Raw genomic sequence first — 24,744 nt, forward strand, 5'->3', positions numbered from 1 at the left:
GGCCTAACGAACCCGCGCGGGGGATCGTGTCACAACGGCCAGTCCCAGTCCCAGCGCGATCAGGGCAGCTCCGGCGAAATCCTCGGGCCGAAGCGGGGTGGCGAACGCCAGATGGGCCAGCGCCACCCCGAACACCGGGTTCAGCAGGTGGAACGAGGCGGCGGTTCCGGCCCCATGGGCGCGGATCAGCGCCAGCCACAGCGCCATGCCGCCGATGGTGACGACCAGCGCCAGATGCAGAATCGCCAGCACCACCGGCGGAGAGACCGGCCCGATCGGTGCTCCCAGCAGCCACGCTACCGGGAGCAGGGCGACACCGCCGGTCAGGGTTTGCCAGAAATTGAGCTGAAACACCGGCAGACCAACCGCCTTGTCGCGAAACAGCACGGTTCCGACCGCGAAGGCGAGGGTTCCGGCTCCGGCCAGGGCCAGCCCCAGCGGGTCGGGGCGGGTGGCTCCGGCAATTCCGGTCATCACCGCAACGCCGCAGATGCCGCAGGCGATGCCGACGATCCGGCGCGGGGCGAGGCGTTCCTGTCCCAATGCGACGGCCAGCAGCGTGGTCAGGAAGGGGGCGCAACTGACGACCACCACGACGATCTCGGGCCGCAGGCGTTGCAGGGCGGAAAAGGTCAGGCCGAGATAAAGGGCGTTGTTGAGCAGGCCCAGCATTGCCCCGACCCGCAGGGCGCGGCGATCAATCCGCCGCCACGGGCAAAACGGGGCCATCAATGCGGCGGCAAGGCCAAAGCGGATGACCAGCAGGGTATAGGGATCGAGGGTGACCAGCGCGATCTTGCCCGCGACAAAGGCGGAACTCCAGATCAGGCTGAACAGCGCCACCAGGGCCATCAGGGGAGGAATCATCGGGGGGCCTCCTATGGTCAGTTCCTCCCTGACCATCGCAGCGGCGCATTCTCTTGAAAAATTAATAATGAGTCTGAATAAATAAGAGAAACCGATTAGGAGCGGGCCAGATGGACGTTTCGTTGCCGCTTGGGCCTGGAGACCGCCGCATCACCCTCGACCAGTTACGCGCCTTTGTCGCCGTGGCGGAAGAGGGCGGCTTTCACGCTGCGGGCGCGCATCTGGGGCGGACCCAATCGGCGGTGACCCAAAGCGTCAAGGCGCTGGAGGATTCCCTGGAGTCCCGTCTGCTCGATCGCCGTCGCGGCCATGTCGTCGGGCTGACTGTCGCGGGCCAGCGCTTTCTCCCCCATGCCCGCGAAATTCTCGCCCGGTTGAGTGAAGCGGTCGTGGCCCTGACCCGGCCCGATCTGCGCGGGCGGATCGCGCTGGGGGTACCTGACGATTTCCCCATCACCGACCTGCATGGGGCGATATCGCGCTGTCTTGACTTGAACCCCTGCCTGCGGATCGAGGTGACCTCCGCCCTGTCGGCGCAGATCGGGGCGATGGCGCGGGCGGGTGACCTCGATATCGCGATCTTTAACCGGATCGAAGGGCAAGGGGACGACGCGGCCGAGGTGTTGCGGACCGAGCCTTTGTGCTGGGTCGGGCGTGAGCGGGGGCATCTTGCCACCGCCGAACCGCTGCCGCTGTGCGTCTTTCCCGAGGGATGCCCCTATCGGGTGGCCGGGATCGAGGCCTTGCAAACAATGGGGGCAACGGCCCGCTTCGCCTATGTCAGCGCATCCTATGACAATGTCCGCGCCGCGATTTCGGCCGGGCTGGGTCTTGGTCTCCTCCCGGCGGGGGCGATCGGTGCGGATCAGGTCCGGCTGGGCGCGGCCGAAGGGTTTCCACCGCTGCCCCGCATTCAGTTGGTGATGGCGGTGCGGGGACAGGGGATGTTGTTTTCCGCCTTTGCCGATTTTCTTCGTGCCGCGCCGGGATTGGTGCGGGTCTGATCGCCCGTCTCAGTGCCCGGCAATCGCCAGGGCACCCCGGGTGGTGCGCTTGACCCGGTACATCGCGTCGTCGGCGGCCTTCATCAGGCTGTCCAATCCGTCGCCATGGCGGGGATAGAGGGCGATGCCCAGGCTGGCCCCGATGCTGACCTCGCCTGCGGGCAAGGTGAACGGGCGCTCCATCGCGGCGACGATCCGGGCGGCGATCTGGTGCGCCAGACTAACCGAGACCTTTTCGGCCAGAACAACGAATTCGTCGCCGCCGATGCGGCCGATCGTGTCGGTGGCACGGACGCAGGCGTGCAGGCGGTGCGCCACTTCCTTCAGCACGAAATCCCCGGCTTCGTGGCCGAAGGTGTCGTTGACCGGCTTGAAGCGGTCGAGATCGACGAACAGGATCGCAAATTCGCTCTGGTCGCGCCGGGCCCGGGCCAACGCCTCTTCGACCAGATCGCGGAAACTGCGCAAAGTCCGCAGCCCGGTCAGGGAATCGTGGTTGGCCAGACGGCGGATTTCTTCTTCCGCTTCCTTCAGCGCGGTGATGTCGACGAAGGCGAACAGCAGCAAATCCTCGCCCCGGATCGGAATCTCCGACAGCGAGGCCAGCCCCCACACCAGCCGCCCATCGGGGCGACGCAGCCGTAATTCGAAATTGCGCACCTCGCCCTGTTCGATGAAGGTGACCAGCAGCCGTTCGCGGTCGTCGTGATCGACAAAAAGCTCGCGCCAGCCGTGGCCCAGGATTCCCGCCCCTTCAAAGCCCAGCACATCATTGAAAAAGCGGTTTGAAAACAGCACGCGGCCATCCTCGACCGCGACAATTAGAATCCCGGCCGGGACGGTTTCGTTGAAGGCGCGCAGCCGCTCGTCGGTCAGCAGCAGCGATTCAAAGGACGGGTCGGACTCTGCAATCAGGGCGGGAACCTCGTTGATGCCGGGACCGGCATTCATCGCGGCATCCTCGCCCCGGCTGGGATCAATGGGCGGGGCGGGTGCGCCACCTTGGTCCGGTTGCGGCCCTCACGCTTGGCGCGGAACAGCGCCTCGCCCGCCCGTTCCAGCGCGGCGGCGGGTGTCTCGCCATGCAGGCCGACGGCGTCGGCGACGCCGATGCTGACCGAAAGCGGATCTGAGGGAAGCTCCGGCTTTACCCCAAGTCCGGCCAGCGTGGCGCGCAGGGTTTCGGCCAGACGAAGCGCATCGCGCAGTCCGGTCGCGTTCAGCAGCGCGGCGAATTTATCGCTGCCCAGCCGTGCCGCGGGCGTTCCCGGCGGCAACAGGCCGACGATCGTCCGCGCCACCCGAATCAGGGCCTGATGCGCGGTTTCGTCACCCCGATCCTCGATCAGGGCGCGGTAATGATCGATGTCGAGCACCAGCAGGCAGGACGGCTCCAGCCGGTCGCGGCCACGCCCGATCGCGGCGCGGATGTCGGCGAACAAGGCCCCGGCCCGCGCCGGATCCTCGTCAAGCAGCGCCAGACTGGTTGCGACAGCCGTCATTTTCCCCTCCCTGACCACACCGGGCGACGCCGTGTCCCTTGGGTCGCCTATAAGTTTACTTAAATAGTAGATTTATAGAAAAATTGCCAGACCTTTCCGCGGGTGCTGGACTTTTGTGGGTATTCGGAGAAAGATTTCGGCCCCCTTGGTTCTCGTCCGGATTTCGAACCGATGCGCACGATGTGGATAGATCTCGCGGTGGGCCGTCAGTTTGCCGTCTTGTCCAGCGATCGGTCCGATGGTCCCGTTGCCGTGCTGGTGCATGGGGCCGGGTCCGATCATCGCGTTTGGGAGTATCAGGGCGCGGGACTGGCCCGGCTGGGGTGGCGGGTGCTGGCGGTCGATCTGCCCGGCCATGGACGTTCGGACGGCCGGGCCGCCGAGACGATACCGGCTGTTGCCGACGGTCTGGCCGCATTGCTGGCGGCGGTGGAACTCCCGCCGGGGCTGGTCGTCGGTCATTCAATGGGGGCGCTGGCCGCGCTTGATCTCGCCGCGCGCTATCCCGACCGGCTGACCGGCCTCGCTCTGGTCGGGGTGGCGGCGCGGATGCCGGTTCATCCCGCGTTGCTGGCTGCTGCCCGCGACGATCTGCCTCGCGCCGCCGCGATGATCGCAGGGTGGGGGCATGCCGCCGAGGCAAGCGGGGACGGTGCGGCGGAGAGGAAGGTCGAGGCGACTCGCCAACTGCTGGAACAGTCGGCGCCCGGGGTGCTGGCGGCGGGACTGACCGCCTGCGACGGTTATGACGGAGGCGCGGCGGCAGCACGGATCGCGGTGCCGACCCGGTTGATTCTTGGCGATGCCGACAAAATGAGTCCAGCCAAAGCCGGACTCGCCCTCGCGTCCCAGATATCCGGGGCGCGAGTGTCGCTTATTCACGGTGCGGGGCACATGTTGATGGCCGAACGACCCGATGCGGTTCTCGAAATCCTCTCGGATTAAGCGAAGAGGTCGACCTGAGCGCCCCGTTGCGTCAGGTCCTTGGTCTTATCCGAATTGGTCGATTGTGCGGTTGATCCCACCGCATCGGCGGTTTGGGTCCCCGACGTCGCGGCGCGGGCCTGCGCCGTGACACTGGTCGCGCTGGTCGATGCGGTTTGCGAGGTCGTATTGGTTGCGCCGACGGAGTCGGAACTCTTCTGTGGCTTCGATCCGCTTCTTGCGGACTGAACGTCGGTGGTGCTGTAGCACAGGAACCCATTGACCATAATGGGATAGCTGGTCGAAGATGTTGTGGCAGCCAAGGCTGAGACGGACATTCGATCCTCCTCAATCCACTCTCTTCACAATTAAGTATAATCCACTATAGCTCCTTTTTTGCGAGAATACCAGGATAGCAGGCCGAAAAACCGCCGCCGCTATCGGTCGCGCCACACCTGATTCTTGACCTCGCCGTTTCCGTGCGGCATGGTCCCGCTTCAGGGTAAGGATAAATCATGGGCATCGACGAACAGGGTGTGCGGCCAATAACCAGCATCACCGAAGACGCTGCGCCGTTTCAATTGCGCGCCGCGTCCTTGACGCTGTTGACATTGAAGGTGGTCAATCCGGCCGATCCCGAATTTTTCCCACGCCTGGCGACAATGCTGTCGCTGGCACCGGGATTCTATCGGAACGCGCCGATCGTGCTGGATCTGTCCGCGACCGGGCTGCGCCCGCCGTGCGATCTGGTCGAATTCTGTGCCCGGATCAAGGAGATGGGGATTATCCCGGTGGGGATTCAGCGCGCCAACGCCGCGTGGGAGCGCGCGGCGGCGCTGGCTGGCTTGCCGCCGTTCCCGACCGGGCGCGCCACCGATGCCCAGCCGGTCGCCAAGGAACCGTCCAAGGCCGCCAGCGGAACCCGCATCTTGTCCGAGCCGGTGCGCTCGGGCCAGCAGGTCTATGCCCACAAAGGCGACCTGATCGTCCTGGGGGCGGTCAGCCATGGCGCTGAATTGCTGGCCGATGGGCATATTCATGTTTATGGTCCTCTGCGGGGCCGCGCCCTGGCAGGGATGAGCGGTGATAAATCCGCTCGCATTTTCTGCCGCGCTCTCGATGCCGAACTGGTGTCAGTGGCCGGTCTCTATATGGTCAGCGAGCAATTGGATCCGGCTTTGCACGGCAAGCCCGCCCAGATTTGTGTCGATGGCGAGGCCCTGGTTCAGCAGGCCCTTTAATTGCATTTTGAATAGGGGAAAATCGTTGGCAAAAGTCATCGTCGTCACCTCAGGCAAGGGCGGAGTCGGTAAGACGACCTCTTCGGCGGCGTTGTCTGCCGGTCTTGCCCTGCGCGGCTTTAAAACCGCCGTTATCGATTTCGACGTTGGTCTGCGCAACCTCGACCTCATCATGGGCTGCGAGCGCCGGGTGGTGTACGATTTCATCAACGTCATCAATGGCGACGCCAAGCTGCATCAGGCCCTGATCAAGGACAAGCGGCTGGAAAATCTGTTCGTGCTGCCGACGTCGCAGACCCGCGACAAGGACGCCCTGACCCAGGACGGAGTCGAACGGGTGATCGGCGAACTGCGCCAGGATTTCGATTACATCATTTGCGACAGCCCGGCCGGAATCGAACGCGGCGCGTTTCTCGCGATGTATTTCGCTGACGAAGCGATCGTGGTGTCGAACCCCGAAGTCTCCTCGGTTCGCGATGCCGACCGGATGATCGGCCTCTTGACCAGCAAGTCGCGCCGGGCCGAGCAGGGCGAGCAGGTGACTCAGAATCTGCTGTTGACCCGCTACGATGTCGAACGGGTCGAAAAGGGCGAGATGCTGAAGGTCGAGGACGTGCAGGACATCCTGGCGGTGCCGCTGCTGGGGATCATCCCGGAATGCCCGTCGGTGCTCCAGGCCTCGAATATCGGTACCCCGGTGATTCTTGACGAGAAGTCGTTGGCCGGTCGCGCCTATGCCGAGGCGGTCAGCCGCCTGCTTGGCGACGATCTGCCGATCACGGTGCCCCGCGGCTCCAAGCGCGGTCTGATCGACCGTTTGCTGAGGAGGAGCGCATGAGCGTCCTCGGCATTTTCAGCCGTCGGCCGAAGAAAACCGCCGAAGCCGCCCGCGAACGGTTGCAGATTCTGCTGGCTCACGAACGCGCCGGTCTGTCCGGTGCCGACTTCCTGCCTCAGCTCCAGCGCGAGCTGATCGAAGTCATCCGCAAATATGTCTCGGTCGATGAGGACCGGGTCCAGGTCAAGCTGGAACGCGAACAGCATCTGTCGGTGCTGGAGGTCAATATCGAGCTGCCCGCTCCATCCGAGCGCAAGGCCTGATCCCTCCCGTCTGCACCGGTGATATCGACGCACGAAAAAGCCCCGCCGGGAAACCGGCAGGGGCTTTTTTGTGTCCGGTCGCGGGCAAAGCCTTATTCCAACAGCGGCGCTGACCGGAAGGAAGAGTGCCCCGTCGTGCCACCGCTGTCTCGGCCATCTCCCGGCGCTGGGTTGGCCGGGTTATTTTTCCGAGAGCCTCGCACAGCAATTCACTCTGCATGCTGAGCTCGGCGAACATCTTCTTCAGCCGAATCTTCTCGTTCGCTAGACCGAGAAGATTCTACGTCCATATCCCCTTATTTCCGGGGGGCTGAGCTATGGGAAGAATATTCGTCGACGGTCACCGCCAGGGTGACATCGCATCCGCCCGTAACGCAACGTCGTTACTGCCCTGAAGCTTCGACTCGGCCGCAGTGACGTCGCCTCCGGCCGTCACCGTCAGGTCGAGCCCGGCTGCAATCAGGGCGGCGTGGTAGGAGACCGATGATATCATGGTCGCCGGATCGCCTATGAATGCCTCATGGAGTCAATTCAATGGACGGCTATTATAACTCGGAGGCAAATCGAGAAAGTGGAGCAAATTGGGAAGGTTCTTTTTTATGGATTTCCAACGTCCTGTGTCAAATACATCAATGATCAATTCGTCCGAATAACATCGGAAAATGATATAATCGGAACGAATGATGTATGGGCCTGTCTTGTGGGAAGTAATGCTTCTCCCCCAGATTCCCTGTTCTGATTCAATGAGGGTGGATAGACGGCGATATACGACATCACTGCCTGTAATAATTCTGTCAGATAAAATCTGTCCATCCTGAGAATAGGTCTCAAGGTGCATTTTCTCTGGCAATCCTCTAAGCGGAATCCCTTTTTGGCGTCCTATCGCCATGAACGACGTTAATGTTAGTGCGGCTATTAAAGAGATAATCATAAATTGATAGCAGCGCATATTCGAGCTTTGCATCCCGTTCTTCCGCGCGAGCGCGTAGGATTTCGGCTTTTATCTTATCGAACTCGGACGCGGTGAAGCTAACTCGCAAAGGGTGTACTCTCATGCGTCATGTGATTAAAGAGATACCCCGTTCCAGCGGTATGTGCCCCCTGTCCGGCATCTCCGCCAGCCAGGGCTGAGGCTGTACCGCTCACGGCCCCTTGGGCCTAACCAAACAGCATGAGTTTCACTCAAAGAGCCGTTTGGTATTTGGGCGGCGGGCACGAAAAACCCCCGCTTCCGGGGGGAAAAGCGGGGGCTGTTTCGAGCCGTTGGACGCGGGGTGGGGCGCGTCCTGGACTGTGTGATTTGTGCCACCTGGGGGGCAAGGGCACATATCAGAGGCGGGGAGTTCAAAGCCGCCGGATAGGTCGAGAAAGAGGTCGTTTTCTGCTGTCAGGTGACCGTATGACCGAACATCATGGTTAGATCATCGCAGAGCCAGGATTACCGCATCATTTCGACAAGGTGAGGCTTTTGTAATGTTGGCGAAGACGTGCGATTTTTTCGCTGACATTTTCCGCCGGAGCGGCACCCCATCACTTCTCCTTTTAAGGGAGAAGGATGAGGTGCTCTTGTCACGGCGTTCGCCTAGACGTCGAGGTTCGACACTTTCAGGGCGTTCGACTGGATGAAGTCGTAGCGCGGTTTGACGATGTCGCCCATCAGGGTCGAGAACACTTGTTCGGCCTCGTCGGCCTGCGACACCCGGACCTGGAGCAGCGAGCGGGCTTGCGGGTCCAGCGTGGTTTCCCACAATTGCTCGGGGTTCATTTCGCCCAGTCCCTTATAGCGCTGGATCGCGACGCCCTTGCGGCCCTGTTCCATGATCGCCGACACCAGGGCGACCGGACCGGGCAGGCTGGTTTCGCGGTCCTTGGCGATCAGGGTCGCGGCGGCAGCGAAGGTTTCGCGCAGGCGGGGGGCCAGATCGACCAACCGCCGCGCCTCGGCCGAGCGGATGATCGAGGCGTCCAGCGCATGGGTTTCGGTGACGCCACGCAGGGTGCGGGCCATCACATAGCCTTCGCCTTCATGCCAGGCGCCGTGCCAGCCGCGTTCCAGCGGCGTTTCCAGCGCGTCGAGGCGGACGGCCAGAATGTCGGCCATCGCCTGTCCACCGACCGGATCGGTCAGCAACGCCGGGTCGAACGCTCCGGCGATCGTTGCCTGTTCGGCCAGCGACATCGGAATCCGCCGCGCCAGCGGGGCGAGCAGATGACGGATGCTGCGCGCCTGTTCAGTCAAGGCGCGCAGGTCGGCCCCGCCCAACTGAACCCCGTCGGCCAGACGCAGCACGCCGTCGGACAGACCGGCATCGATCAGATAATCTTCCAGCGCGCGATCGTCTTTCAGATAGACCTCGCTCTGGCCGCGCTTGGCGCGGTACAGCGGCGGCTGGGCGATATAGAGATAGCCGCGCTCGATCAGCGCTGGCATCTGGCGATAGAAGAACGTCAACAGCAGGGTGCGGATGTGGCTGCCGTCGACGTCGGCGTCAGTCATGATGATGATTTTGTGGTAGCGCGCCTTGTTGACGTCGAAATCCTCGCGCCCGATCCCGGTGCCGAGCGCAGCGATCAGGGTGCCGATTTCGGCCGAGGACAACATCTTGTCGAAGCGGGCGCGCTCGACATTAAGGATTTTACCGCGCAGCGGCAAAATCGCCTGACTGGCGCGGTTGCGCCCCTGCTTGGCCGATCCGCCTGCCGAATCGCCCTCGACGATGAACAGTTCGGACAGGGCCGGATCGCGCTCCTGACAATCGGCCAGCTTGCCGGGCAGGGTGGCGATGTCGAGAACCCCCTTGCGCCGCGTCAATTCGCGGGCCTTGCGGGCGGCTTCGCGGGCGGCGGCGGCCTCGACCACCTTGCCGACCACCTTGCGGGCCTCGGACGGGTGTTCCTCGAACCATTCCGCCAGCTTCTCGCCGACGACGTTCTCGACCACCGGGCGGACCTCGGAACTGACCAGCTTGTCCTTGGTCTGCGAGCTGAATTTCGGATCGGGCACCTTGACCGACAGCACGCAGGTCAGACCCTCGCGCATGTCGTCGCCCGACAGTGCCACCTTTTCCCGCTTCGAAATGCCGGATTCGGTGGCGTAGGCGTTGACGGTGCGGGTCAGCGCGGCGCGGAACCCGGCGAGATGGGTGCCGCCGTCACGCTGCGGGATGTTGTTGGTGAAGCAGAGCTGGGTCTCGTGATAGCTGTCGGTCCACTCCATCGCGACTTCGACGGTCATCCCGTCGCGCTCGCCCTTCACCACGATCGGCGGGGCGTGCAGCGCGGTCTTCGAGCGGTCGAGATAGCGGACAAACTCTTCCAGACCGCCTTCGTAATGGAGGTCGCTGACCTTGTTCTCGCCATGGCGAAGATCGGTCAGCCGCAATCGTACCCCGGAATTGAGGAACGCCAGTTCGCGCAGGCGGTGTTCCAGGGTGATGAAATCGAACTCGGTCTTGGTGAAGATCGTCGGGCTGGGCAGGAAGGTGACTTCGGTGCCGGTATGGTCGCCGCACTCGGCCACGATCCGCAACGGCGCTTCGGACTCGCCCATGCGAAAGCGCATGTAATGCTCTTTGCCCGCGCGCCACACCCGCAGGTCGAGCACCTCGGACAGCGCGTTGACGACCGAGACGCCGACGCCGTGCAGGCCGCCCGAGACCTTGTAGGAATTCTGGTTGAACTTGCCACCGGCGTGAAGCTGGGTCATCACCACCTCGGCGGCGGAGATCCCTTCCTCGTCGTGGATGTCGGTGGGAATGCCGCGCCCGTTATCGTTGACGGTGCACGAACCGTCGCCGTTCAGGGTGACCTCGACCCGGTCGGCATAGCCGGCCAGGGTCTCGTCGATGGCGTTATCGACCACCTCGTACACCATGTGGTGCAGGCCCGAACCGTCGTCGGTGTCGCCGATATACATTCCCGGACGCTTGCGCACCGCCTCCAGGCCGCGCAGCACCTTGATGGAATCGGCACCGTATTCTTCGGCACCGGCCTGAGCCAGGGTCTGCTCTGCGGGGTGGGGCAGGGGGGGCTGGGGGGTCGTCATCGTGTCACCTTACACTCCGTTGCCCGGATGGACGGACGCCTCCGTCACCCGGAAAAACTGGGCCCGGTCGCCAAATCCGCCGAACAGCGGGGCGTCGGTGCCAGTCATCCAGCTCTGCGCCCCCAGGGCGCAAAGTTCGTCGAACAAAGCGGCGCGCCGGATTTCATCCAGATGCGCCACCACTTCGTCGAGCAGCAGCAGGGGAACCCTGCCGCCGGTTTCCGATTGTACCCGGCATTGCGCCAGAACAATCGACACCAGAACCGCCTTTTGCTCGCCGGTCGAACAGCGTCCGGCGTCGATGTCGCGGGCGGCGTGGCGGACCAGAAGGTCGCTGCGGTGCGGCCCGATGGTCGTGGTTCCCGCCGCCTGATCGCGCGGCCGCGCCGTCTTCAGCGCCGCCCGTAATCTGTCTTCGGCCTCGGGCGCGGATAATCCCGCGGCCAGCCAGTCCTCGACCTCGCCGCTGACCGCCAGCCGCGCCGCCGGAAACGGCCCCAAACCCTGGCGGCAAGCCCGGTCGAGGGTCGCCGCCGTCGTCAGCCGGGCGCTCGCGACGGCGATACCGTGGCGGGCCATCCCGTCTTCCAGCGCCGCCAGCCAGGACGGGTCGGGTCGGGGACCGCCCTCGCGCGCGGTGCGGAGCAGGCGGGCGCGTTCGCGCATCGCATGCTCATAAGCCCCGGCCTGGGCGGCGTGGCCCGGCATCACCCCGAAGGCCAAGCGGTCGAGGAAGCGGCGACGGCCACCGGCCCCCTCGGAAAACAGCCGGTCCATCGCCGGAGTCAGCCACAGCGCCGCAACACTTTCGGCCAGATCGGCGGCGCGGGCCGCGCGTCCGTCGATCCGCACCACCCTTCGTTCACTTCCCGCCTCGCGCCCGGTGCCGATTTCGACCGGACCGCCAGGGCCGCTTTCGACTTGGGCGGCGATCGCCCACGGCGCACCCGAAGGCGTGCCGATCCGGGCGATATCGGCCAGACCGGCCCGGCGCAGTCCCCGACCGGGGACCAGAAAAGACAGCGCCTCCAACAGATTGGTCTTTCCGGCACCGTTGGGGCCGGTCAGGACCACCGGGCGGGAATCGACCTCAAGCCGCAACTGGCTGTAGCAGCGGAAGTCGGACAGAGACAGCCGCCGTACCGCCAGCCGACCGGGTGACCCCGTGGGCATGATCGTCTTGGCGTCGGTCACACCCTCATCGGCATCAGGACATAGATTGCGCTGCTGTCGGCGACTTCGCGCACCACGGTGGGCGAAGCGGCATCGGCCATCGCGAACCGGGCGGTTTCGCCTTCGACCTGGGCCAGGATGTCGAGCAGATAGCGCGAGTTAAAGCCGATTTCGAGCGGGGTCGAGTCGTAATTGGCCTCGATTTCCTCGACCGCGCTGCCGCTTTCCGGGCTGGAGGCCGACAAAGTCGCGGTGCCCCGTTCGATGCTGAGCTTGATCGCCCGGGATTTCTCGGTCGAAATCGCCGAAACGCGGTCAACCGCCTGGGCGAAGCTCTTGCAATCGACGTCGAGAACCTTGTCATTGTCCGTCGGAATCACCCGCTCGTAATCCGGGAAGGTTCCATCGATCAGCTTCGAGGTCAGCTCGGCGTCGGAGAAGGCGAATTTCAGCTTGGTTTCGGACAGCGAGACGGTGATCTCGCCATCGGTCTCTTCGATCAACTTGCGGATCTCGGCGACGGTCTTGCGCGGGATGATAACCCCCGGCATTCCCGCCGCGCCGTCGGGCAGAGTCACCTCGGCCCGGGCCAGACGGTGGCCGTCGGTCGCCACGGCCCGCAGCATCGCCCCGTCCGCCCCGGCGGCGGCGTGGAAATAGATGCCGTTCAGGTAATAGCGGGTTTCCTCGGTCGAAATCGCAAAACGGGTGCGGTCGATCAGCGCCTTCAGTTCAGCCGAGGTCAGGGTGAAGCTGAAGGGAAATTCGCCGCCCGACAGCACCGGGAAATCCTCGACCGGCAGACAGGCGAGCGAGAATTTCGACCGGCCCGAACGCAAGGTCATCTGGCCGTCATCGGGCTTGAACTCGATCTCGACCTGGCTGCCCTCGGGCAGTTTGCGGACGATGTCATAGAACGTATGCGCCGGGGCTGTGGTCGCACCGGGCTGGCTGACGTCGGCCGGAACTGTCTCGGCGATGTCGAGATCCATGTCGGTGGCGTTCAGCGACAATCGCCCCGAGCGGCCTTCCAGCTTGACGTTCGACAGGATCGGAATTGTGGTGCGGCGCTCGACCACGCTTTGCACATGGGCCAGCGACTTCAACAGAGCCGCGCGCTCTATGGTCAGTTTCATGATGCTTTGCCGACACCCCAAAAGTGATGCAAACCTGCCCCCCTCTGACAGGGGCGGGCAGTATATCACAGGCTGTGATGTCCAAAAGCCTTTTCAGGCCTGTCCGGGGGGCGCGGTCTTGACCGGGGCGGGGGCTGCCGCCGTCTCACCGCGCAAGGCGCGAGTCAGGGCCATTCCGGCGGCAAACGCGGCGGAAAGATAGGGGCCGCGCCCGTTGGGGGCGGGGTCTTCGCTCGCCAGGGCAAGCGCTTCGTGAATCTCGCGCAGTTCCGCCGGTCCCAACATCGAAAGGCCGCTCCGCTTGATTGTGGGCGGTGCTTACTCTGCGCCAACCGATGCGGGAAGGCGACAGCTTTTTGTGCGCTGCACTAAAGGACGATTTTTAAGGGAGAGGGGTGGGGAGGGAAACTCAACCGCACCAAGAACCGCTTTGGGAAACGGAGCAGGGGCGCGGATGTTGCCCTCCGCGCCGCCATACCCGAATCAATCGCCCGAACGGCTTCGGGGGTCCCGAAGCCGCAACGAAGCGTCCATCAATCCCCAGATGGGGTGATGGATTAGATCAACGCCACCGAGTCAGCCTGCGGCCCCTTGAGGCCCAGGGTGGTGGTGACGCGGACGCGCTGCCCCGATTCCAGGGTCGCAATGCCCGAGCGCTCCAGCGCCTTGGCATGAACGAACACGTCCTTCCCGCCTTCATCGACCGCGACGAAGCCAAAGCCCTTCTCGGCGGAGAAGAACTTGACGACGCCTTCGACCGTCTGAGTCGGTCCGCGCTCTTCGCGACGGGGGCCGCCGGCGCTCGCCCGCGGGGTCTCGGTCGCGGTCGAGGAATCGACCTCGTGCACGAACACCACCTGGGGGCCACGCTGGCCGGCACCCAGGTCGCACACCAGGGTGGCACCCTCGGCCACCTGGCTGAGACCGGCCCGTTCCAGCGCGGAAATGTGCAGGAAGGCATCCGGCGAGCCGTCCGAGGGGGCGACAAAGCCAAAACCCTTGGACGCGTTGAACCATTTCACCGTGGCGGTGACGTTGGCCTGATTGACCAACTGACGGTCGAAGGAGCTGGGCCCGACTGCGCGAGGCGTGCGCGGCTCGTATGCCGGCTCGCCAAAGTCGTCCCGCCGCCCCCGATCCCTGGAGCGGCTGCCATGATTATCTCGGTTCCATGCCATTGTGTCGTTCTCGTCGTAAGCTACACAAGTCCTCCGCACCCATGCGGAGGCATTCCGCCCGGATTGTCGCGCCCAGGTCAGCCTGATCAAATATAATTACCTGAAGAAAGCCTCGTCGCCTAGGGGATTACGGCGCTCAAATCGACCCTGAACCAAGTTTTTTCCCTGGTAAAAACCCCTGTTTTAGGATCAAGCCCCGATGCAGCCAGAGGCATAAGCCGCTGACCAGCAGCCCGGAAACCAGCACATCCGACAGAAAATGGCCGCCTTGCGCGATTCTCGCCAGCCCAACCAACGATCCAAAAAGCAGCGCGGCCGCTACCGATAGCTGCCGGTGGCGTTGTGGTGCCAACAGGGCGAACGCGACCATCCAGAAGCCCAATGCGGCATGTCCGGACGGGAACGAGCAATTATCGTCGCACTGGACCGAGGGGACGAACGGCGGGACATAGGTATTGGGGCCGGAGAATTCGGCGATGGTCGAGGGACGGGGACGGCCCCAATGGTCCTTGAGGACGACATTGACCACCAACCCCGGTCCCAACGCCAGACTGGCCAGCAGATAGAGTGCGACCCGCGGCCCTACGCCGAACAGAGTTTGCCGCCGCAGCGCCGCGATCAGCCCCAGAATCGCGACCAGGGCCGCCAGAGCGAACAGGATGATCGGCAGGGTTTTGCGGACGAAATCGCCGAGCGGAGCGATACGGAAGGGGAAGAAATGGCGTTCCGCGTCAAAAAAGGCGCGGGTCAGGCCGATTTCGATCTCGGGAAACAGCATCACCACCAGCAGCAGCGCCAGGGGAAGTCCCCAGACGGCAAGCCGCACTCCCCACCTCAAACGGTCACCCATGCCTAACCGTCCTCAAGGTGAAACAGCCCGGCCATGCCGACCAGCCCGGCAAAGATCGCGGGCGACCACGCAGCCAGGAATTGCGGCAGCGTCGCCGACAGCCCCAGGGCATAGACGACGCGCGAGAAGAAATAGACGGCAAATCCGGTGGCGACGCCGCCGCCGACCCGCGCCGTCAATCCGCCCGAGCGCAGGTTGGGGTTGAGCGAGAACAACGCGGCCATCAGCACCATGCCGCCGTACAGCGGGGGCGAGGCCAGCAGCGAGTTGAAATACAGCCGGTGCTTGTTGGCGGTGAAGCCTGCCCGTTCGAAGAAATGGATGAAGCCGGGCAATTCCCAGAACGACAGGGTTTCTGGCGAGGCGAAATTGTCGTGGATGCGTTCCAGGGTCAATTGGGTGGGAATCCGCATCGTTTCGACAAAGACCGAGGGGCGTCCCCCCTCCATCACCCAGGCGTTGCGGACCTCGAAGGCGCCATCGACCAGATTGGCGCTTTCGGCGCTGATCCGGCGCGAGAAATGGTCCGGCCGGTCATAGAGGAAGAACTGGGCGTCGCGCATCAGCAGGGTCAGCCCCTCCTGACGGACATCGAGCGAATGGACCACCAATTCGCCCTCGTCATGCGGCTCGCGCAGCCACAGCCCGACCTCGGACAGGTCGAACGCGCTTTTGTTGCCGCGCAGCATCTCGTCCTGCATCCGGTCATAGCGGTCGAACATCGCTGCCGCCAGCGGATTGAAGATTGTGATCTCGATCGCGCCGAACAGCACCACCACCCCCAGCACCGGGGCGATGAACTGCCACACCGACACGCCAGCCGAGCGGGCCACCACCAGTTCGTGCGAGCGGGTCAGCCGCCAGAAACAGATCATCGACCCGATCATGATCGCGAAGGGAAGGATGGTGTGAAGCATCTGCGGCAGCTTCAGCACCGCCATCAGCATGATCGTTCCCATCCCGAGATCGGGCCGCCCGGCGGCACGGCGGATCAGTTCGATCACGTCGAACAGCAGAATCATCCCCAGAATCACCGCCAGCACGGCAGCGAAGGAGACAATGAAATGTCGCGCGATATAGGCGCTTAACAGGGGGGACAGGCGCATGATATCCGGTTCCGCAACGGCTCGGGCGTGACAGCGGATCTCGACCGCCTCTCACAGCACAGAATGCACACGATCGTCCGCCTGGATTCAAGCCTTGTGAATGAAATCACTCCCGGCCCTCCAGCCAGGCCTGGAACATCAGGACGTGCCACAATTCAGTCTGCCAGGATTTGGCGCCCGAACGGTGCTCGCGCCAGCATTGCGCCACCAGCGGCGCGTTCAGCCAGCCCTGACGCGACAGTCGGGTCTCGGACAGCATGTCGTCGGCCCAGGGGCGCAGCCGCCCGTTCAGCCATTTGCCCACCGGCACCTCGAACCCCATCTTGGGGCGATCGACCAGGGCGCGGGGGACATGGCGGAACAAAACGTCGCGCAACACCGCCTTTCCGGTGCCGCCATCGATCTTGAAATCGGGCGGCAGGCTCCAGGCGAAATCGGCAATGTCGGAGCCGAGGAAGGGCAAGCGCGCTTCCAGTGACGCGGCCATCGTCGTCCGGTCGGTTTTGACGCACAGATCGTCGGCGAGATAGAGGCCGACATCGAGCAGCATCACCGCCAGCGCCGGATCGGCCAGCGGCGCCGCTTCGCCGAACGGCTCCAGCGTCTGCGCCAGCGGCACCGGGGACGGCATCCCCCGCCAGCGGGTGTAATGCAGCGAGAGCAGTTCAGCCAGACTGCCCGCATTGAACGTTTCGGCGGCACGGCCGAGACGATAGCCGGGATGGCTGCGGCGGCGGCGGAAGGCGGCTCCGATCCGGGCCAGCCCTTCGGCCGGACCGGCCAGCATCCGCGCCCCTGTCGCCAATCCCCGTCGCACCGGGGCCGGAATCCGCGACAGCCGGGTCCAGTCGGCGGGCAGCGAGCGATAGATGCCATAGCCGCCGAACAATTCGTCGGCGCCATCGCCCGACAGCGCCACCGTTACCCGCTTGCGGGTCAGCCGGGACAGCAAGGCGGTGGGCAGCGCCGCCGGGTCGGCGAACGGCTCGTCGAACAAGCGGGGCAGATCGGGCACCATCGTCAGCGCCTCGTCCTCGCCGATCCGCAGCTCGGTGTGAATGGTGCCAAGATGGTCGGCGACGGCGCGGGCATGGGCGCTTTCGTCGAGACCGGCCTGATCGAAGCCGACGGTGAAGGAATGGATCGGGCGATCGCTGAGGCGACTCATCAACGCCGCCGTCAGCGACGAATCGATCCCACCCGACAGGAACACTCCCACCGGCACATCGGCCTGCATCCGCAGCGCGACCGAACGGCGCAGCAAATCGTCAAGCTGAGCCACCGCGTCGGCGCGGCTGCCGGTAAAGCGTCCGGCCATCTCGGCGGCGCGCTCGGCGGCCGACCAATAGCGGGTGGTGGTGGCGGTGCCGTCGGAAGTGACGGTCATCAAGGTGCCGGGCTCCAGCTTGCGCGCCCGGCGATGGATCGTGTGGGGGGCGGGAATCCAGCCCATCCGCAGGTACAGGGCCAGGGCGTCGCGGTCGATCGCTCCGTTCCAGGCGGGATGAACCGCCAGCGCCCGCAATTCCGAGCCGAACAGCATCACCCCGTCGGACAAGGCCCAATAAAGCGGCTTTTCGCCGAAGCGGTCGCGGCCCAGGGTCAGTCGTCGCTCGGTCCGGTCCCACACCGCGAAGGCGAACATGCCGTCGAAGCGGCGGACCGCCTGTTCCGGCCCCCACGCCGCGATGGCTTCCAGCAGAACCTCGGTGTCGGAGCGGCCGCGCCAGCGCACCCCGTCGCCCAGTCGCGTCCTCAATTCGGCGTGGTTATAAATCTCGCCATTGAAGACCACCACCCAGCGGCCGTCGTGCGACACCATCGGCTGGTGCCCCTGCGGCGACAGATCAAGGATCGACAGGCGGCGAAAGCCGAACGCCAGCCCAGCTTCCTCGTCGCTCCAGGTTCCGTTATCGTCGGGGCCGCGATGGATCAGGGTCGCGGCCATCGCTGACGCCGTGGCGGCGGGCTGGGGTGTCCGGGCGGACAGGTCGAAAAAACCGGCGAAACCGCACATCGGAGGAATCCATCAGGGGAGGTGAGGGGCGCAAGGTAGCGACGGTGGCCCGGTACGACCAGAGAATTTAGGTCCGGAGTCGCAGGGCCGCCACCCATCCGGGCACATCGGCCCCGGCTTCGCGGCGGCTGACCGCCGGTTCAAGCAGCGCCACCGCGAATCCGGCGGCTGCGGCCTGCGCCTCGATATAGGCGGCGCTATGGGCATAGCGATTGCCGTTCCCCAAGCGATAATCGGCCTCGTCACAGCGTTCCAGGGTACAGGCGAACATTCCGCCCGGCTTCAACGCCAGCGCCGCCGCCGTCAGCAGCGGGGCCAGATTGCCGAAATAAACCAGCACGTCGGCGGCCACCACCACATCATAGCAGCCCGGCCGCGCCGACAGCCCGGCGATCAGTTCGCCGACTTCCAGCCGGTCGTACAGCCCCCGGCGTTCGGCCCGTTCGATCATCGCGGGCGAGATGTCCAACCCATCCAGCCATGCCGCCAGCGGCCGCAGTACCGGGGCGGCAAGGCCGGTGCCGCATCCGGCATCCAGCACCGCCAGCCCGTTGTGGCGGTCCAGCACCCGGGACAGGACCTCGCCCATCTGCTCGGGGCCGCAATAGCCCAGCCCATCGACCAGGGCGGAATCGAAATGGTTGGCGTAATCGTCGAACAATTGGCGGACATAGGCATCGGGTGCCCGTTCGGGCGGGGCGGCGGCCCCGACCTGGGCCAGCCCCAACGCCGCTCCGATCCGGTCAGAGGGGTCAAGCCGCAGACAGAGGCCGTAATGCTCGGCCGCTCGCTCGGTCTGCCCCAATACCCGGCAGCTTTCGGCCAGACACCAATGGCCCTGAACCAAATCCGGGCGAATCGCCACCACCCGCTCGAATGCTGCCGCCGCGCCCTCCTGACGGCCCTGCGCGGCGCGGATCAGCCCCAGTTCCAGCCAGCCGCCACTTTCCTGCGCCGCCAGCCGGGTGGCACGCTCGGCCTCGGCGCGGGCGTCGTCCAGTCGGTTCAACCGCCGCAGCGCCCCGGCCAAGGCGGCGGCGGTCGCGGCATGGTTGGGGCGCAACTCGGCGGCCCCACTCAGGATCGTCAGTGCCGCATGCAGGTGGCCGCAGGCGACCAGCACCAGCCCATAATTATAAAGCGCCGTCGCCCAGTTCGGCCGCAATTCGAGGGCACGGACCAGGAAACCGGCGGCTTCCTCCGACTGGCCGTTTTCGTGCAGCAGCGAGCCGAGACAGCATAGCGCCACGGCATGACGGGGGTTGGCGGCAATGGCGCGGCGACAGTGATCGATCGCGGCGTCGCGCTGCCCGCTTTGTCCCAGCAATTCGCCCAGCCGGGCATGAGCCTCGGCATGGGTGGGCGCCATCTCCAGCACCGTCCGATATTGGAGAATCGCCGCGTCGCGCTGGCCCTGCGCTTCCAGCGTCTGACCCAGGGCCAGACGCGGCACCGGCTGACGGGGATCGGCGGCCACCGCCCGCGATAAATGATCGACCGCCTTGCGGCCCAACCCCTGTTGCTGGGCAATCAAACCAAGAAGGTAATGCGCCCCGCCGAAATCGGGTCGCCGCGCGGCAAGCCGTCGCCCCAGACGCTGAGCTTCGGCAAGGTCGCCGTCTTCCCAGGCCTGCATCGCAACGGCGAATTCCTCGCCAATGGTCGTTACCGATGGGTCGCTGCCGGTCTTCATTCTATCCTGTCCAATAAGATGGAAATAATATCCGGGTTTTACCCGACTGTCACGAATAGCCGTAGGATCGCTCAGGATTTATTGCGTTGCCTCGACTACTAAGTATCCAATCCCCTTAAATTACACTCGCATGGGGTGCGCGGGCGCGGCGGGATCCGTCGCTTTCGCTCGTTATGCGCCCCTCATTCGCCGGGCGCTCATTCCATTCGCTTGGCTTTCGCTCGCATGGGCTCGCGGGCGCTCAATGCGCCAGTCGCTTTCGCTCGTTATGTGCCCCTCATTCGCCGGGTGCTCATTCCAGTCGCTTGCGCTCCATCCAGGGTGTTGACGGCACAGGTGGGCGTGCCATCCTGACGGCCCGATGCCGTATGAAGGAGATCCGAGCCTTGACCACCGAAGCGGGCTGTCGCCAGGCGGGCAGTATCTGGGCCGGACACCGGCTGCGCACCGCCCGTCTGGTGCTGCGTCTTCCCACTCCCGCCGATGCCGCCAGCCTGCCGCCGCTGCTGGACGATTGGGAGGTGGTGCGGCTGACGGCGCGGATTCCCCATCCTTACGGTGTGGACGATGCCGCCGCCTTTATCGCCGAGCAGGAACAGCGTCGCCAAAGCGGGCAGGGAGTGGCGTTGTTGCTGGAACGGACGATCGACGGCGTGGTGATCGGCTGTGTCGGGTTCGGCCTTGATGCCGAGGGAAACCCCGAACTGGGCTATTGGCTTGGTCGTGCCTATTGGGGCCAGGGCTATATCGTCGAGGCGGTGCGCCGTTTGATCCGTCATCTGTTCGAGACGTTGGGCTATGCCTCGGTGTGGGCGCAGGTTCACCCCGACAATGCGGCGTCAAAGCGGGTGCTGGCAAAGCTCGGCTTTTCTTTGGACGGCTGTGTGACGTGCACGCTGCCCGCGCGGGGCGAAAGCGTGGTGTCGCCGCGCTTTGCGCTTACCCGGACGGATTGGGCCGCTGCCCATGCCGCGCGGCCCCATCTGCTGGTGGTGGCGGCGGCGTTGGTCGATGGCGACGGGCGGGTGCTGATGACGACGCGGCCGCCCGGTAAAACGATGGCCGGGCTGTGGGAATTCCCCGGTGGCAAGGTCGCGCCGGGCGAGACACCGGAACAGGCGCTGGTGCGCGAGCTGGAGGAGGAACTGGGGCTTGACGTCACCGAGAGCTGCCTGGCTCCGGTCGGCTTTGCCTCGCACGATTACGACACCTTTCACCTGTTGATGCCGCTCTATGTGGTGCGGGTGTGGCAGGGCACGCCGACCCCGCGCGAAGGCCAGTCTTTGCGCTGGGTCCGTGCCGCCCGGCTGGCCGATTTGCCGATGCCGCCTGCCGATATCCCGCTGGTGGCGGTCCTGCGGGAATGGGTATGATGGCCCCAGCCACCAACGGGAGGACGCGATGACCGACGCGGCGATTTTGGTGATCGGCAATGAGATTTTGTCGGGGCGTACCCGCGACGCCAACATCCAGTTCCTGGCCACCGAATTGGGGGCGCTGGGGATTCCGTTGGCCGAAGTCCGCGTCGTCCGCGACGATACCGCCGACATCGTTGCCGGTCTCGACGCATTGCGCGCCCGCTACAGCTATGTTTTTACCAGCGGCGGGATCGGGCCGACTCACGACGACATCACCTCCGCCGCCGTCGCCGCCGCCTTTGGCGTCGAACTGGTGCGCGATCCCGAGGCGGTGCGCCGCCTCGCCTTGCGCCATCGCGGCGATGATCTCAACGCCGCCCGGCTCAAGATGGCCGATATCCCCGCCGGAGCCAGCCTGATCGATAATCCGATCAGTCAAGCGCCTGGATTTCGCATCGGCAACGTATTTGTTCTAGCCGGGGTGCCAAGCGTCCTTCAGGCGATGTTCGCCTCGTTGAAGCCCGCTCTGGCCGCCGGGGCGCCGCTGCAATCGCGCTCGGTGACGATGGCGGCGCGCGAGGGCGATCTGGCCGAGCAACTGGCGGCGATCCAGTCCCGTCATCCCGAGGTCGAGATCGGTAGCTATCCGACCTTTGCCGAGGGCGGTCCCCGCGTGTCGATCGTCGCGCGCGGGTCCCAGGTCGGGGTGCTGGATCAGGTCGAAGGCGAGGTCCGCGCCCTGGCGGCGCATCTGGGCGCGGTGGTCATCGCGGCCGATTGATACCGGCAGGCTTTTCCATGCTGCCCGGCACTTTTTGCCTCTCCGCCCATGGTGGGGCGTGTGGCTAAAGGCGAAATTAAATAAAAACAACGCGATCGATGGTCTCGGGTGATTGGCCCGGCTCTTGCGATATGGGGAGGGCGACCAACCCAGTGCGGGGACGAGACCATGACCGTGCAATCGATCGACAAACGGACGGCGGCTGATAGCTCGACGACCTCGACGGCCCAGGACCGGCAGGGTTCGGCCGCGACGTCCGATGATGCGTTTGTCGCTTTGCTGCGGCAGGCGTCGCAGCGGTTCGGCTCTCAGCAATCGTCGTCGGCGATGTCGGCGAATTCGGTGCTGGCCGATCACTTCAACGCGGTACGTGCCGATTCCAAGGACGATTCGCAACGGTCGAGCCGCGACAGCGACACGTCCGACCGTAACTCTGCCCGCAACGATAAAAGCACGGCCAAGGCTGACCGCTCGTCGCGGCAGGATCAGGCCACGGCGAACGCCTCGCGCCCCGATCGTGCCGCCAAGGCCGACCGGAACGACGATGCCCCGGCCGATGCCGCCCCGGCACGTGTCGCCACCGATAAAGCTGCGGACGATAGCCCCCGTGCCACCGCCAAGGCCGACGCCGGGGACACCAAAGCCGCCGCCACCGATCAGGCTCAGGCCGACGCCACCACCGTTGCCCCGCCGCCCGAAGCTCCGGCCGCTCCGGCTGCTCCGGTGGCTGCCCCGGTGCAGGCTCAGACGGAAATGGTGCCTGACACCACCGCCGCCGCCAAGGTCGGGACCGCAGAGGCCGGGCAGGCCCATCCCGATCAGATCGCCCAGACTGCCGGTTCCGCCGCGACCCCGCGCGACCAGCAGAAATCAGCCGGTGCGGCCCAGACTCAGGCGGCCAACGACGATGCCGCCTCGCTGGTTGCCGATCTGACTGCTCAGTCCAGTGCGACCCAGACCGCCGCTGCCGCCTCGGCCAATGCCAAGACCGCCCGTTCCGACGCCGCCCGCGATCAGGCCAACGATCTGGCGGCGCGGTTGGCCGATACCGGTGCCGCGATCCAGGTCAAGGTTCAGACCAGCGGCAGCACCGATGCGGCCGCTCCGGTGGTTGCCGCCGCCGAGACCGTCGCCCAGCCCGAAACGTCATCGCTGACCGGCCAGGGCAATCCCCAGGCGGGTTCCGGCCAGGGCGGACAAGACCCCAACGCCCGCTTCGGAGCGCAGCCCCAAACTGCTGATGCGGTGTCGCTGGCTCCGGTGGCTCCTGCCGAAGGCGAAGCCGCTCCGGCCCAGGCCGCGAAACAGCCCGCCGACGCCTTTGCCGCGATCCTGGCGGCCCAGAGCCAAGCCTCAGGCGCGACCGAGGCTGCCGCCCCCGAAACCCGTCCTGTCGCCGGCCTGACCGGCCTGACCGGAATGCAGGGGGCCGAAAAGGCCGCCCCGACCCAGACGGCGCAGGCGTTGCGGGCGCCCCGCGTGCCGATGCCCGCCCAGGTGCTGGACCAGATCAACGTTCAGATCGACAAGGCGGTCAAGGAAGGCTCGGACACTGTCAAGATTCAGTTGCGGCCGCTCGACCTCGGCCGGATCGAGATCAAGCTCGACGTCGGTACCGACGGCAAAGTGGCGGCGACCGTCACCGCCGACAAGCCCGAGACCCTGGCGATGTTGCAAAAGGATTCTCGTGGGCTGGAAAAGGCGCTGGAAGATGCTGGCCTCAAGCCCGACAGCTCGGCCACCAGTTTCAACCTGCGCGGCGGCGAACAGCAGCAACAGCAGCAGGCCGCCGACCGCAATGGCGACCAGGGCCGCTCGGCCCGCAATCGGGGCCGTGAGTTCGGGGCCGATGACGAGTTGCTGGCCGCCAACCAAATTCAGGCAAGCGTGACGCGGGCCGCCAGCGGACGCTCCGGCGTCGACATCTCGGTTTAGGGAGTAGCCCGTCATGGCCGTTGACGCAACCTCTGCTGCCGCCTCCTCCTCGGGGTCGACACCCTCCACCAAAAGCGACGCCGGTCGGACCTCGCTGACGTCGAACTTCAACACCTTCCTGACGATGCTGACGACCCAGTTGAAGCACCAGGACCCGTTGTCGCCGATGGACTCGACCCAGTTCACCAGCCAGTTGGTGCAGTATGCGGGCGTCGAACAGCAGATCAATACCAACAGCAATCTGGAAAAGCTGCTGACCTTCCAGCAGAACACCCAGACGGCGCAGTCGGTCAGTTATCTGGGTGAGTCGGTCGAGATGGCGGGCGATCAACTGCCGGTGCAGAGCCACTCGGGAACCTTCTCCTATACCCTGCCGGTGGCCGCCAATTCCTGCGACATCCAGATCAAGGACTCGGCCGGTACCGTGGTCTACAAGACCACCGGCGACATGACCGTCGGTCGCCACGACCTGGCCTGGAACGGCGTCGACAGCAGCGGCAAGACCCTGGATGACGGCATCTATACCGTCAGTGTCATCGCCAAGGATAAGGACGGCAAGAGCATCACCCCGACGATGACCACCTTCGGGCAGGTCACCAAGGTCACCAATGACGCGACCAATGGAACCGTTCTGGAAATGGGCGCGGGCAGCAAGGGGGCCAAGGTGAGCGTGCCGGTGGGCAAGGTTCTGGGCGTCAATGCCGATAATACGTTGGTCAATGCGCAGCTTACCGCCGCCCAGGCCCAGTATCAGGCCTCGGCCGCGGTCTACAAGGCCATCCAGGAAATGAATAAGCCCAAGACCGATACGCCTGCTACCCCGTAATGTGAGG

24 protein-coding genes and 2 pseudogenes are annotated in these 24,744 nt (G+C 64.9%); 10 read left to right on the plus strand and 16 right to left on the minus strand.

Features of this window, described 5'->3' with window-relative positions; genetic code table 11:
• Positions 1 to 3: 3 nt before the first annotated feature.
• Complete coding sequence (locus K678_RS02370; protein ID WP_021130859.1) at positions 4 to 867, minus strand: DMT family transporter; 864 nt, start codon at positions 865 to 867, stop codon at positions 4 to 6.
• Positions 868 to 977: 110 nt separating this feature from the next.
• Here K678_RS02370 and K678_RS02375 point away from each other — a divergent pair, with 110 nt between their 5' ends.
• Complete coding sequence (locus tag K678_RS02375; RefSeq protein ID WP_021130860.1) at positions 978 to 1,871, plus strand: LysR family transcriptional regulator; 894 nt, start codon at positions 978 to 980, stop codon at positions 1,869 to 1,871.
• 9 nt (positions 1,872 to 1,880) lie between these two features.
• Here the strand turns inward: K678_RS02375 and K678_RS02380 are convergent, their stop codons facing one another.
• Together K678_RS02380 and K678_RS02385 are read right to left on the minus strand one after the other, a co-directional pair.
• Complete coding sequence (locus K678_RS02380; RefSeq protein ID WP_021130861.1) at positions 1,881 to 2,822, minus strand: sensor domain-containing diguanylate cyclase; 942 nt, start codon at positions 2,820 to 2,822, stop codon at positions 1,881 to 1,883.
• Positions 2,819 to 3,373, minus strand: coding sequence for a GGDEF domain-containing protein (locus K678_RS02385; protein ID WP_021130862.1), 555 nt, complete (start codon positions 3,371 to 3,373; stop codon positions 2,819 to 2,821). The genes K678_RS02380 and K678_RS02385 overlap by 4 nt, the downstream gene beginning before the upstream one ends.
• Positions 3,374 to 3,553: 180 nt before the next feature.
• On the opposite strand from K678_RS02385, the gene K678_RS02390 reads away from it, so the two are divergent.
• The gene (locus K678_RS02390) at positions 3,554 to 4,318 is read left to right on the plus strand and encodes an alpha/beta fold hydrolase (protein WP_039851887.1); all 765 of its coding nucleotides are present in this window, start codon (positions 3,554 to 3,556) and stop codon (positions 4,316 to 4,318) included.
• Here the strand turns inward: K678_RS02390 and K678_RS02395 are convergent.
• Positions 4,315 to 4,635 carry a hypothetical protein gene (locus K678_RS02395; protein WP_155804417.1) on the minus strand — a complete coding sequence of 107 codons (321 nt, stop codon included), beginning with the start codon at positions 4,633 to 4,635 and terminating at the stop codon, positions 4,315 to 4,317. The two genes, K678_RS02390 and K678_RS02395, sit on opposite strands and share 4 nt — an antisense overlap.
• A gap of 177 nt (positions 4,636 to 4,812) precedes the next feature.
• On the opposite strand from K678_RS02395, the gene minC reads away from it, so the two are divergent.
• From minC to minE, 3 genes are read left to right on the plus strand one after another with little or no spacing between them, the layout of a single operon-like run.
• Positions 4,813 to 5,538: a septum site-determining protein MinC gene (minC, locus tag K678_RS02400; protein ID WP_021130864.1), complete on the plus strand. Its 726-nt coding sequence runs from the start codon at positions 4,813 to 4,815 to the stop codon at positions 5,536 to 5,538.
• A gap of 25 nt (positions 5,539 to 5,563) precedes the next feature.
• Positions 5,564 to 6,376, plus strand: coding sequence for a septum site-determining protein MinD (gene minD / locus K678_RS02405; protein ID WP_021130865.1), 813 nt, complete (start codon positions 5,564 to 5,566; stop codon positions 6,374 to 6,376).
• Positions 6,373 to 6,639, plus strand: coding sequence for a cell division topological specificity factor MinE (gene minE / locus K678_RS02410; RefSeq protein WP_021130866.1), 267 nt, complete (start codon positions 6,373 to 6,375; stop codon positions 6,637 to 6,639). The genes minD and minE overlap by 4 nt, the downstream gene beginning before the upstream one ends.
• Before the next feature lie 127 nt (positions 6,640 to 6,766).
• On the opposite strand, the pseudogene K678_RS18475 reads toward minE, so the two are convergent.
• The 12 genes and pseudogenes from K678_RS18475 to K678_RS02455 form a co-directional block, all read right to left on the minus strand.
• A pseudogene (locus K678_RS18475) lies at positions 6,767 to 6,907 on the minus strand (IS3 family transposase); the annotation flags it as partial.
• A gap of 72 nt (positions 6,908 to 6,979) precedes the next feature.
• The gene (locus K678_RS18480; protein WP_155804419.1) at positions 6,980 to 7,132 is read right to left on the minus strand and encodes a hypothetical protein; all 153 of its coding nucleotides are present in this window, start codon (positions 7,130 to 7,132) and stop codon (positions 6,980 to 6,982) included.
• A gap of 33 nt (positions 7,133 to 7,165) precedes the next feature.
• The gene (locus tag K678_RS18485) at positions 7,166 to 7,603 is read right to left on the minus strand and encodes a hypothetical protein (protein WP_155804421.1); all 438 of its coding nucleotides are present in this window, start codon (positions 7,601 to 7,603) and stop codon (positions 7,166 to 7,168) included.
• Between the two features lie 618 nt (positions 7,604 to 8,221).
• Entirely contained in the window at positions 8,222 to 10,684 is a 2,463-nt protein-coding gene (gyrB, locus tag K678_RS02415) for a DNA topoisomerase (ATP-hydrolyzing) subunit B (protein WP_021130867.1), read from the minus strand.
• A gap of 9 nt (positions 10,685 to 10,693) precedes the next feature.
• On the minus strand, positions 10,694 to 11,878 hold the full coding sequence (gene recF / locus K678_RS02420; RefSeq protein WP_021130868.1) for a DNA replication/repair protein RecF: 1,185 nt from the start codon (positions 11,876 to 11,878) through the stop codon (positions 10,694 to 10,696).
• On the minus strand, positions 11,875 to 12,993 hold the full coding sequence (dnaN, locus tag K678_RS02425; RefSeq protein ID WP_021130869.1) for a DNA polymerase III subunit beta: 1,119 nt from the start codon (positions 12,991 to 12,993) through the stop codon (positions 11,875 to 11,877). The genes recF and dnaN overlap by 4 nt, the downstream gene beginning before the upstream one ends.
• A gap of 93 nt (positions 12,994 to 13,086) precedes the next feature.
• Positions 13,087 to 13,278, minus strand: coding sequence for a hypothetical protein (locus tag K678_RS02430; protein ID WP_021130870.1), 192 nt, complete (start codon positions 13,276 to 13,278; stop codon positions 13,087 to 13,089).
• Between the two features lie 272 nt (positions 13,279 to 13,550).
• Positions 13,551 to 14,171 carry a cold-shock protein gene (locus K678_RS02435; RefSeq protein WP_021130871.1) on the minus strand — a complete coding sequence of 207 codons (621 nt, stop codon included), beginning with the start codon at positions 14,169 to 14,171 and terminating at the stop codon, positions 13,551 to 13,553.
• Between the two features lie 136 nt (positions 14,172 to 14,307).
• Complete coding sequence (locus K678_RS02440) at positions 14,308 to 15,021, minus strand: phosphatase PAP2 family protein (RefSeq protein ID WP_039851867.1); 714 nt, start codon at positions 15,019 to 15,021, stop codon at positions 14,308 to 14,310.
• 2 nt (positions 15,022 to 15,023) lie between these two features.
• A complete protein-coding gene (gene lptG / locus K678_RS02445; RefSeq protein WP_021130873.1) occupies positions 15,024 to 16,127 on the minus strand; it encodes an LPS export ABC transporter permease LptG in 1,104 nt (367 codons plus the stop codon).
• A 106-nt stretch (positions 16,128 to 16,233) separates the two neighbouring features.
• Positions 16,234 to 18,144, minus strand: coding sequence for an asparagine synthase (glutamine-hydrolyzing) (gene asnB / locus K678_RS02450; protein WP_021130874.1), 1,911 nt, complete (start codon positions 18,142 to 18,144; stop codon positions 16,234 to 16,236).
• Positions 18,145 to 18,211: 67 nt separating this feature from the next.
• Positions 18,212 to 19,837: a tetratricopeptide repeat protein gene (locus K678_RS02455; RefSeq protein ID WP_021130875.1), complete on the minus strand. Its 1,626-nt coding sequence runs from the start codon at positions 19,835 to 19,837 to the stop codon at positions 18,212 to 18,214.
• Positions 19,838 to 20,205: 368 nt separating this feature from the next.
• Between K678_RS02455 and K678_RS19895 the strand changes: the two are divergent.
• The 5 genes and pseudogenes from K678_RS19895 to K678_RS02475 all read left to right on the plus strand — a co-directional run.
• A pseudogene (locus K678_RS19895) lies at positions 20,206 to 20,694 on the plus strand (GNAT family N-acetyltransferase); the annotation flags it as partial.
• Between the two features lie 126 nt (positions 20,695 to 20,820).
• Positions 20,821 to 21,210, plus strand: a complete 390-nt coding sequence (locus K678_RS19900) for a (deoxy)nucleoside triphosphate pyrophosphohydrolase (protein WP_414532568.1) — start codon at positions 20,821 to 20,823, stop codon at positions 21,208 to 21,210.
• A 28-nt stretch (positions 21,211 to 21,238) separates the two neighbouring features.
• On the plus strand, positions 21,239 to 21,976 hold the full coding sequence (locus tag K678_RS02465; protein ID WP_021130877.1) for a competence/damage-inducible protein A: 738 nt from the start codon (positions 21,239 to 21,241) through the stop codon (positions 21,974 to 21,976).
• Between the two features lie 168 nt (positions 21,977 to 22,144).
• Positions 22,145 to 23,911, plus strand: a complete 1,767-nt coding sequence (locus tag K678_RS19670; RefSeq protein ID WP_021130878.1) for a flagellar hook-length control protein FliK — start codon at positions 22,145 to 22,147, stop codon at positions 23,909 to 23,911.
• Between the two features lie 13 nt (positions 23,912 to 23,924).
• A complete protein-coding gene (locus K678_RS02475; protein ID WP_021130879.1) occupies positions 23,925 to 24,737 on the plus strand; it encodes a flagellar hook assembly protein FlgD in 813 nt (270 codons plus the stop codon).
• Positions 24,738 to 24,744 lie beyond the last annotated feature (7 nt).

Source organism: Magnetospirillum fulvum MGU-K5 (assembly GCF_000442515.1).
GTDB classification, from domain to species: domain Bacteria; phylum Pseudomonadota; class Alphaproteobacteria; order Rhodospirillales; family Magnetospirillaceae; genus Phaeospirillum; species Phaeospirillum fulvum_B.

Excerpts from the sequence above, each read along its gene's own strand:
- K678_RS02370 (WP_021130859.1), bottom strand. The coding sequence starts at position 867 with ATGATTCCTCCCCTGATGGCCCTGGTGGCGCTGTTCAGCCTGATCTGG.
- K678_RS02375 (WP_021130860.1), top strand. The coding sequence starts at position 978 with ATGGACGTTTCGTTGCCGCTTGGGCCTGGAGACCGCCGCATCACCCTC.
- K678_RS02380 (WP_021130861.1), bottom strand. The coding sequence starts at position 2,822 with ATGAATGCCGGTCCCGGCATCAACGAGGTTCCCGCCCTGATTGCAGAG.
- K678_RS02385 (WP_021130862.1), bottom strand. The coding sequence starts at position 3,373 with ATGACGGCTGTCGCAACCAGTCTGGCGCTGCTTGACGAGGATCCGGCG.
- K678_RS02390 (WP_039851887.1), top strand. The coding sequence starts at position 3,554 with ATGTGGATAGATCTCGCGGTGGGCCGTCAGTTTGCCGTCTTGTCCAGC.
- K678_RS02395 (WP_155804417.1), bottom strand. The coding sequence starts at position 4,635 with ATGTCCGTCTCAGCCTTGGCTGCCACAACATCTTCGACCAGCTATCCC.
- minC (WP_021130864.1), top strand. The coding sequence starts at position 4,813 with ATGGGCATCGACGAACAGGGTGTGCGGCCAATAACCAGCATCACCGAA.
- minE (WP_021130866.1), top strand. The coding sequence starts at position 6,373 with ATGAGCGTCCTCGGCATTTTCAGCCGTCGGCCGAAGAAAACCGCCGAA.
- K678_RS18480 (WP_155804419.1), bottom strand. The coding sequence starts at position 7,132 with ATGATATCATCGGTCTCCTACCACGCCGCCCTGATTGCAGCCGGGCTC.
- K678_RS18485 (WP_155804421.1), bottom strand. The coding sequence starts at position 7,603 with ATGCAAAGCTCGAATATGCGCTGCTATCAATTTATGATTATCTCTTTA.
- gyrB (WP_021130867.1), bottom strand. The coding sequence starts at position 10,684 with ATGACGACCCCCCAGCCCCCCCTGCCCCACCCCGCAGAGCAGACCCTG.
- dnaN (WP_021130869.1), bottom strand. The coding sequence starts at position 12,993 with ATGAAACTGACCATAGAGCGCGCGGCTCTGTTGAAGTCGCTGGCCCAT.
- K678_RS02430 (WP_021130870.1), bottom strand. The coding sequence starts at position 13,278 with ATGTTGGGACCGGCGGAACTGCGCGAGATTCACGAAGCGCTTGCCCTG.
- K678_RS02435 (WP_021130871.1), bottom strand. The coding sequence starts at position 14,171 with ATGGCATGGAACCGAGATAATCATGGCAGCCGCTCCAGGGATCGGGGG.
- K678_RS02440 (WP_039851867.1), bottom strand. The coding sequence starts at position 15,021 with ATGGGTGACCGTTTGAGGTGGGGAGTGCGGCTTGCCGTCTGGGGACTT.
- lptG (WP_021130873.1), bottom strand. The coding sequence starts at position 16,127 with ATGCGCCTGTCCCCCCTGTTAAGCGCCTATATCGCGCGACATTTCATT.
- asnB (WP_021130874.1), bottom strand. The coding sequence starts at position 18,144 with ATGTGCGGTTTCGCCGGTTTTTTCGACCTGTCCGCCCGGACACCCCAG.
- K678_RS02455 (WP_021130875.1), bottom strand. The coding sequence starts at position 19,837 with ATGAAGACCGGCAGCGACCCATCGGTAACGACCATTGGCGAGGAATTC.
- K678_RS02465 (WP_021130877.1), top strand. The coding sequence starts at position 21,239 with ATGACCGACGCGGCGATTTTGGTGATCGGCAATGAGATTTTGTCGGGG.
- K678_RS19670 (WP_021130878.1), top strand. The coding sequence starts at position 22,145 with ATGACCGTGCAATCGATCGACAAACGGACGGCGGCTGATAGCTCGACG.
- K678_RS02475 (WP_021130879.1), top strand. The coding sequence starts at position 23,925 with ATGGCCGTTGACGCAACCTCTGCTGCCGCCTCCTCCTCGGGGTCGACA.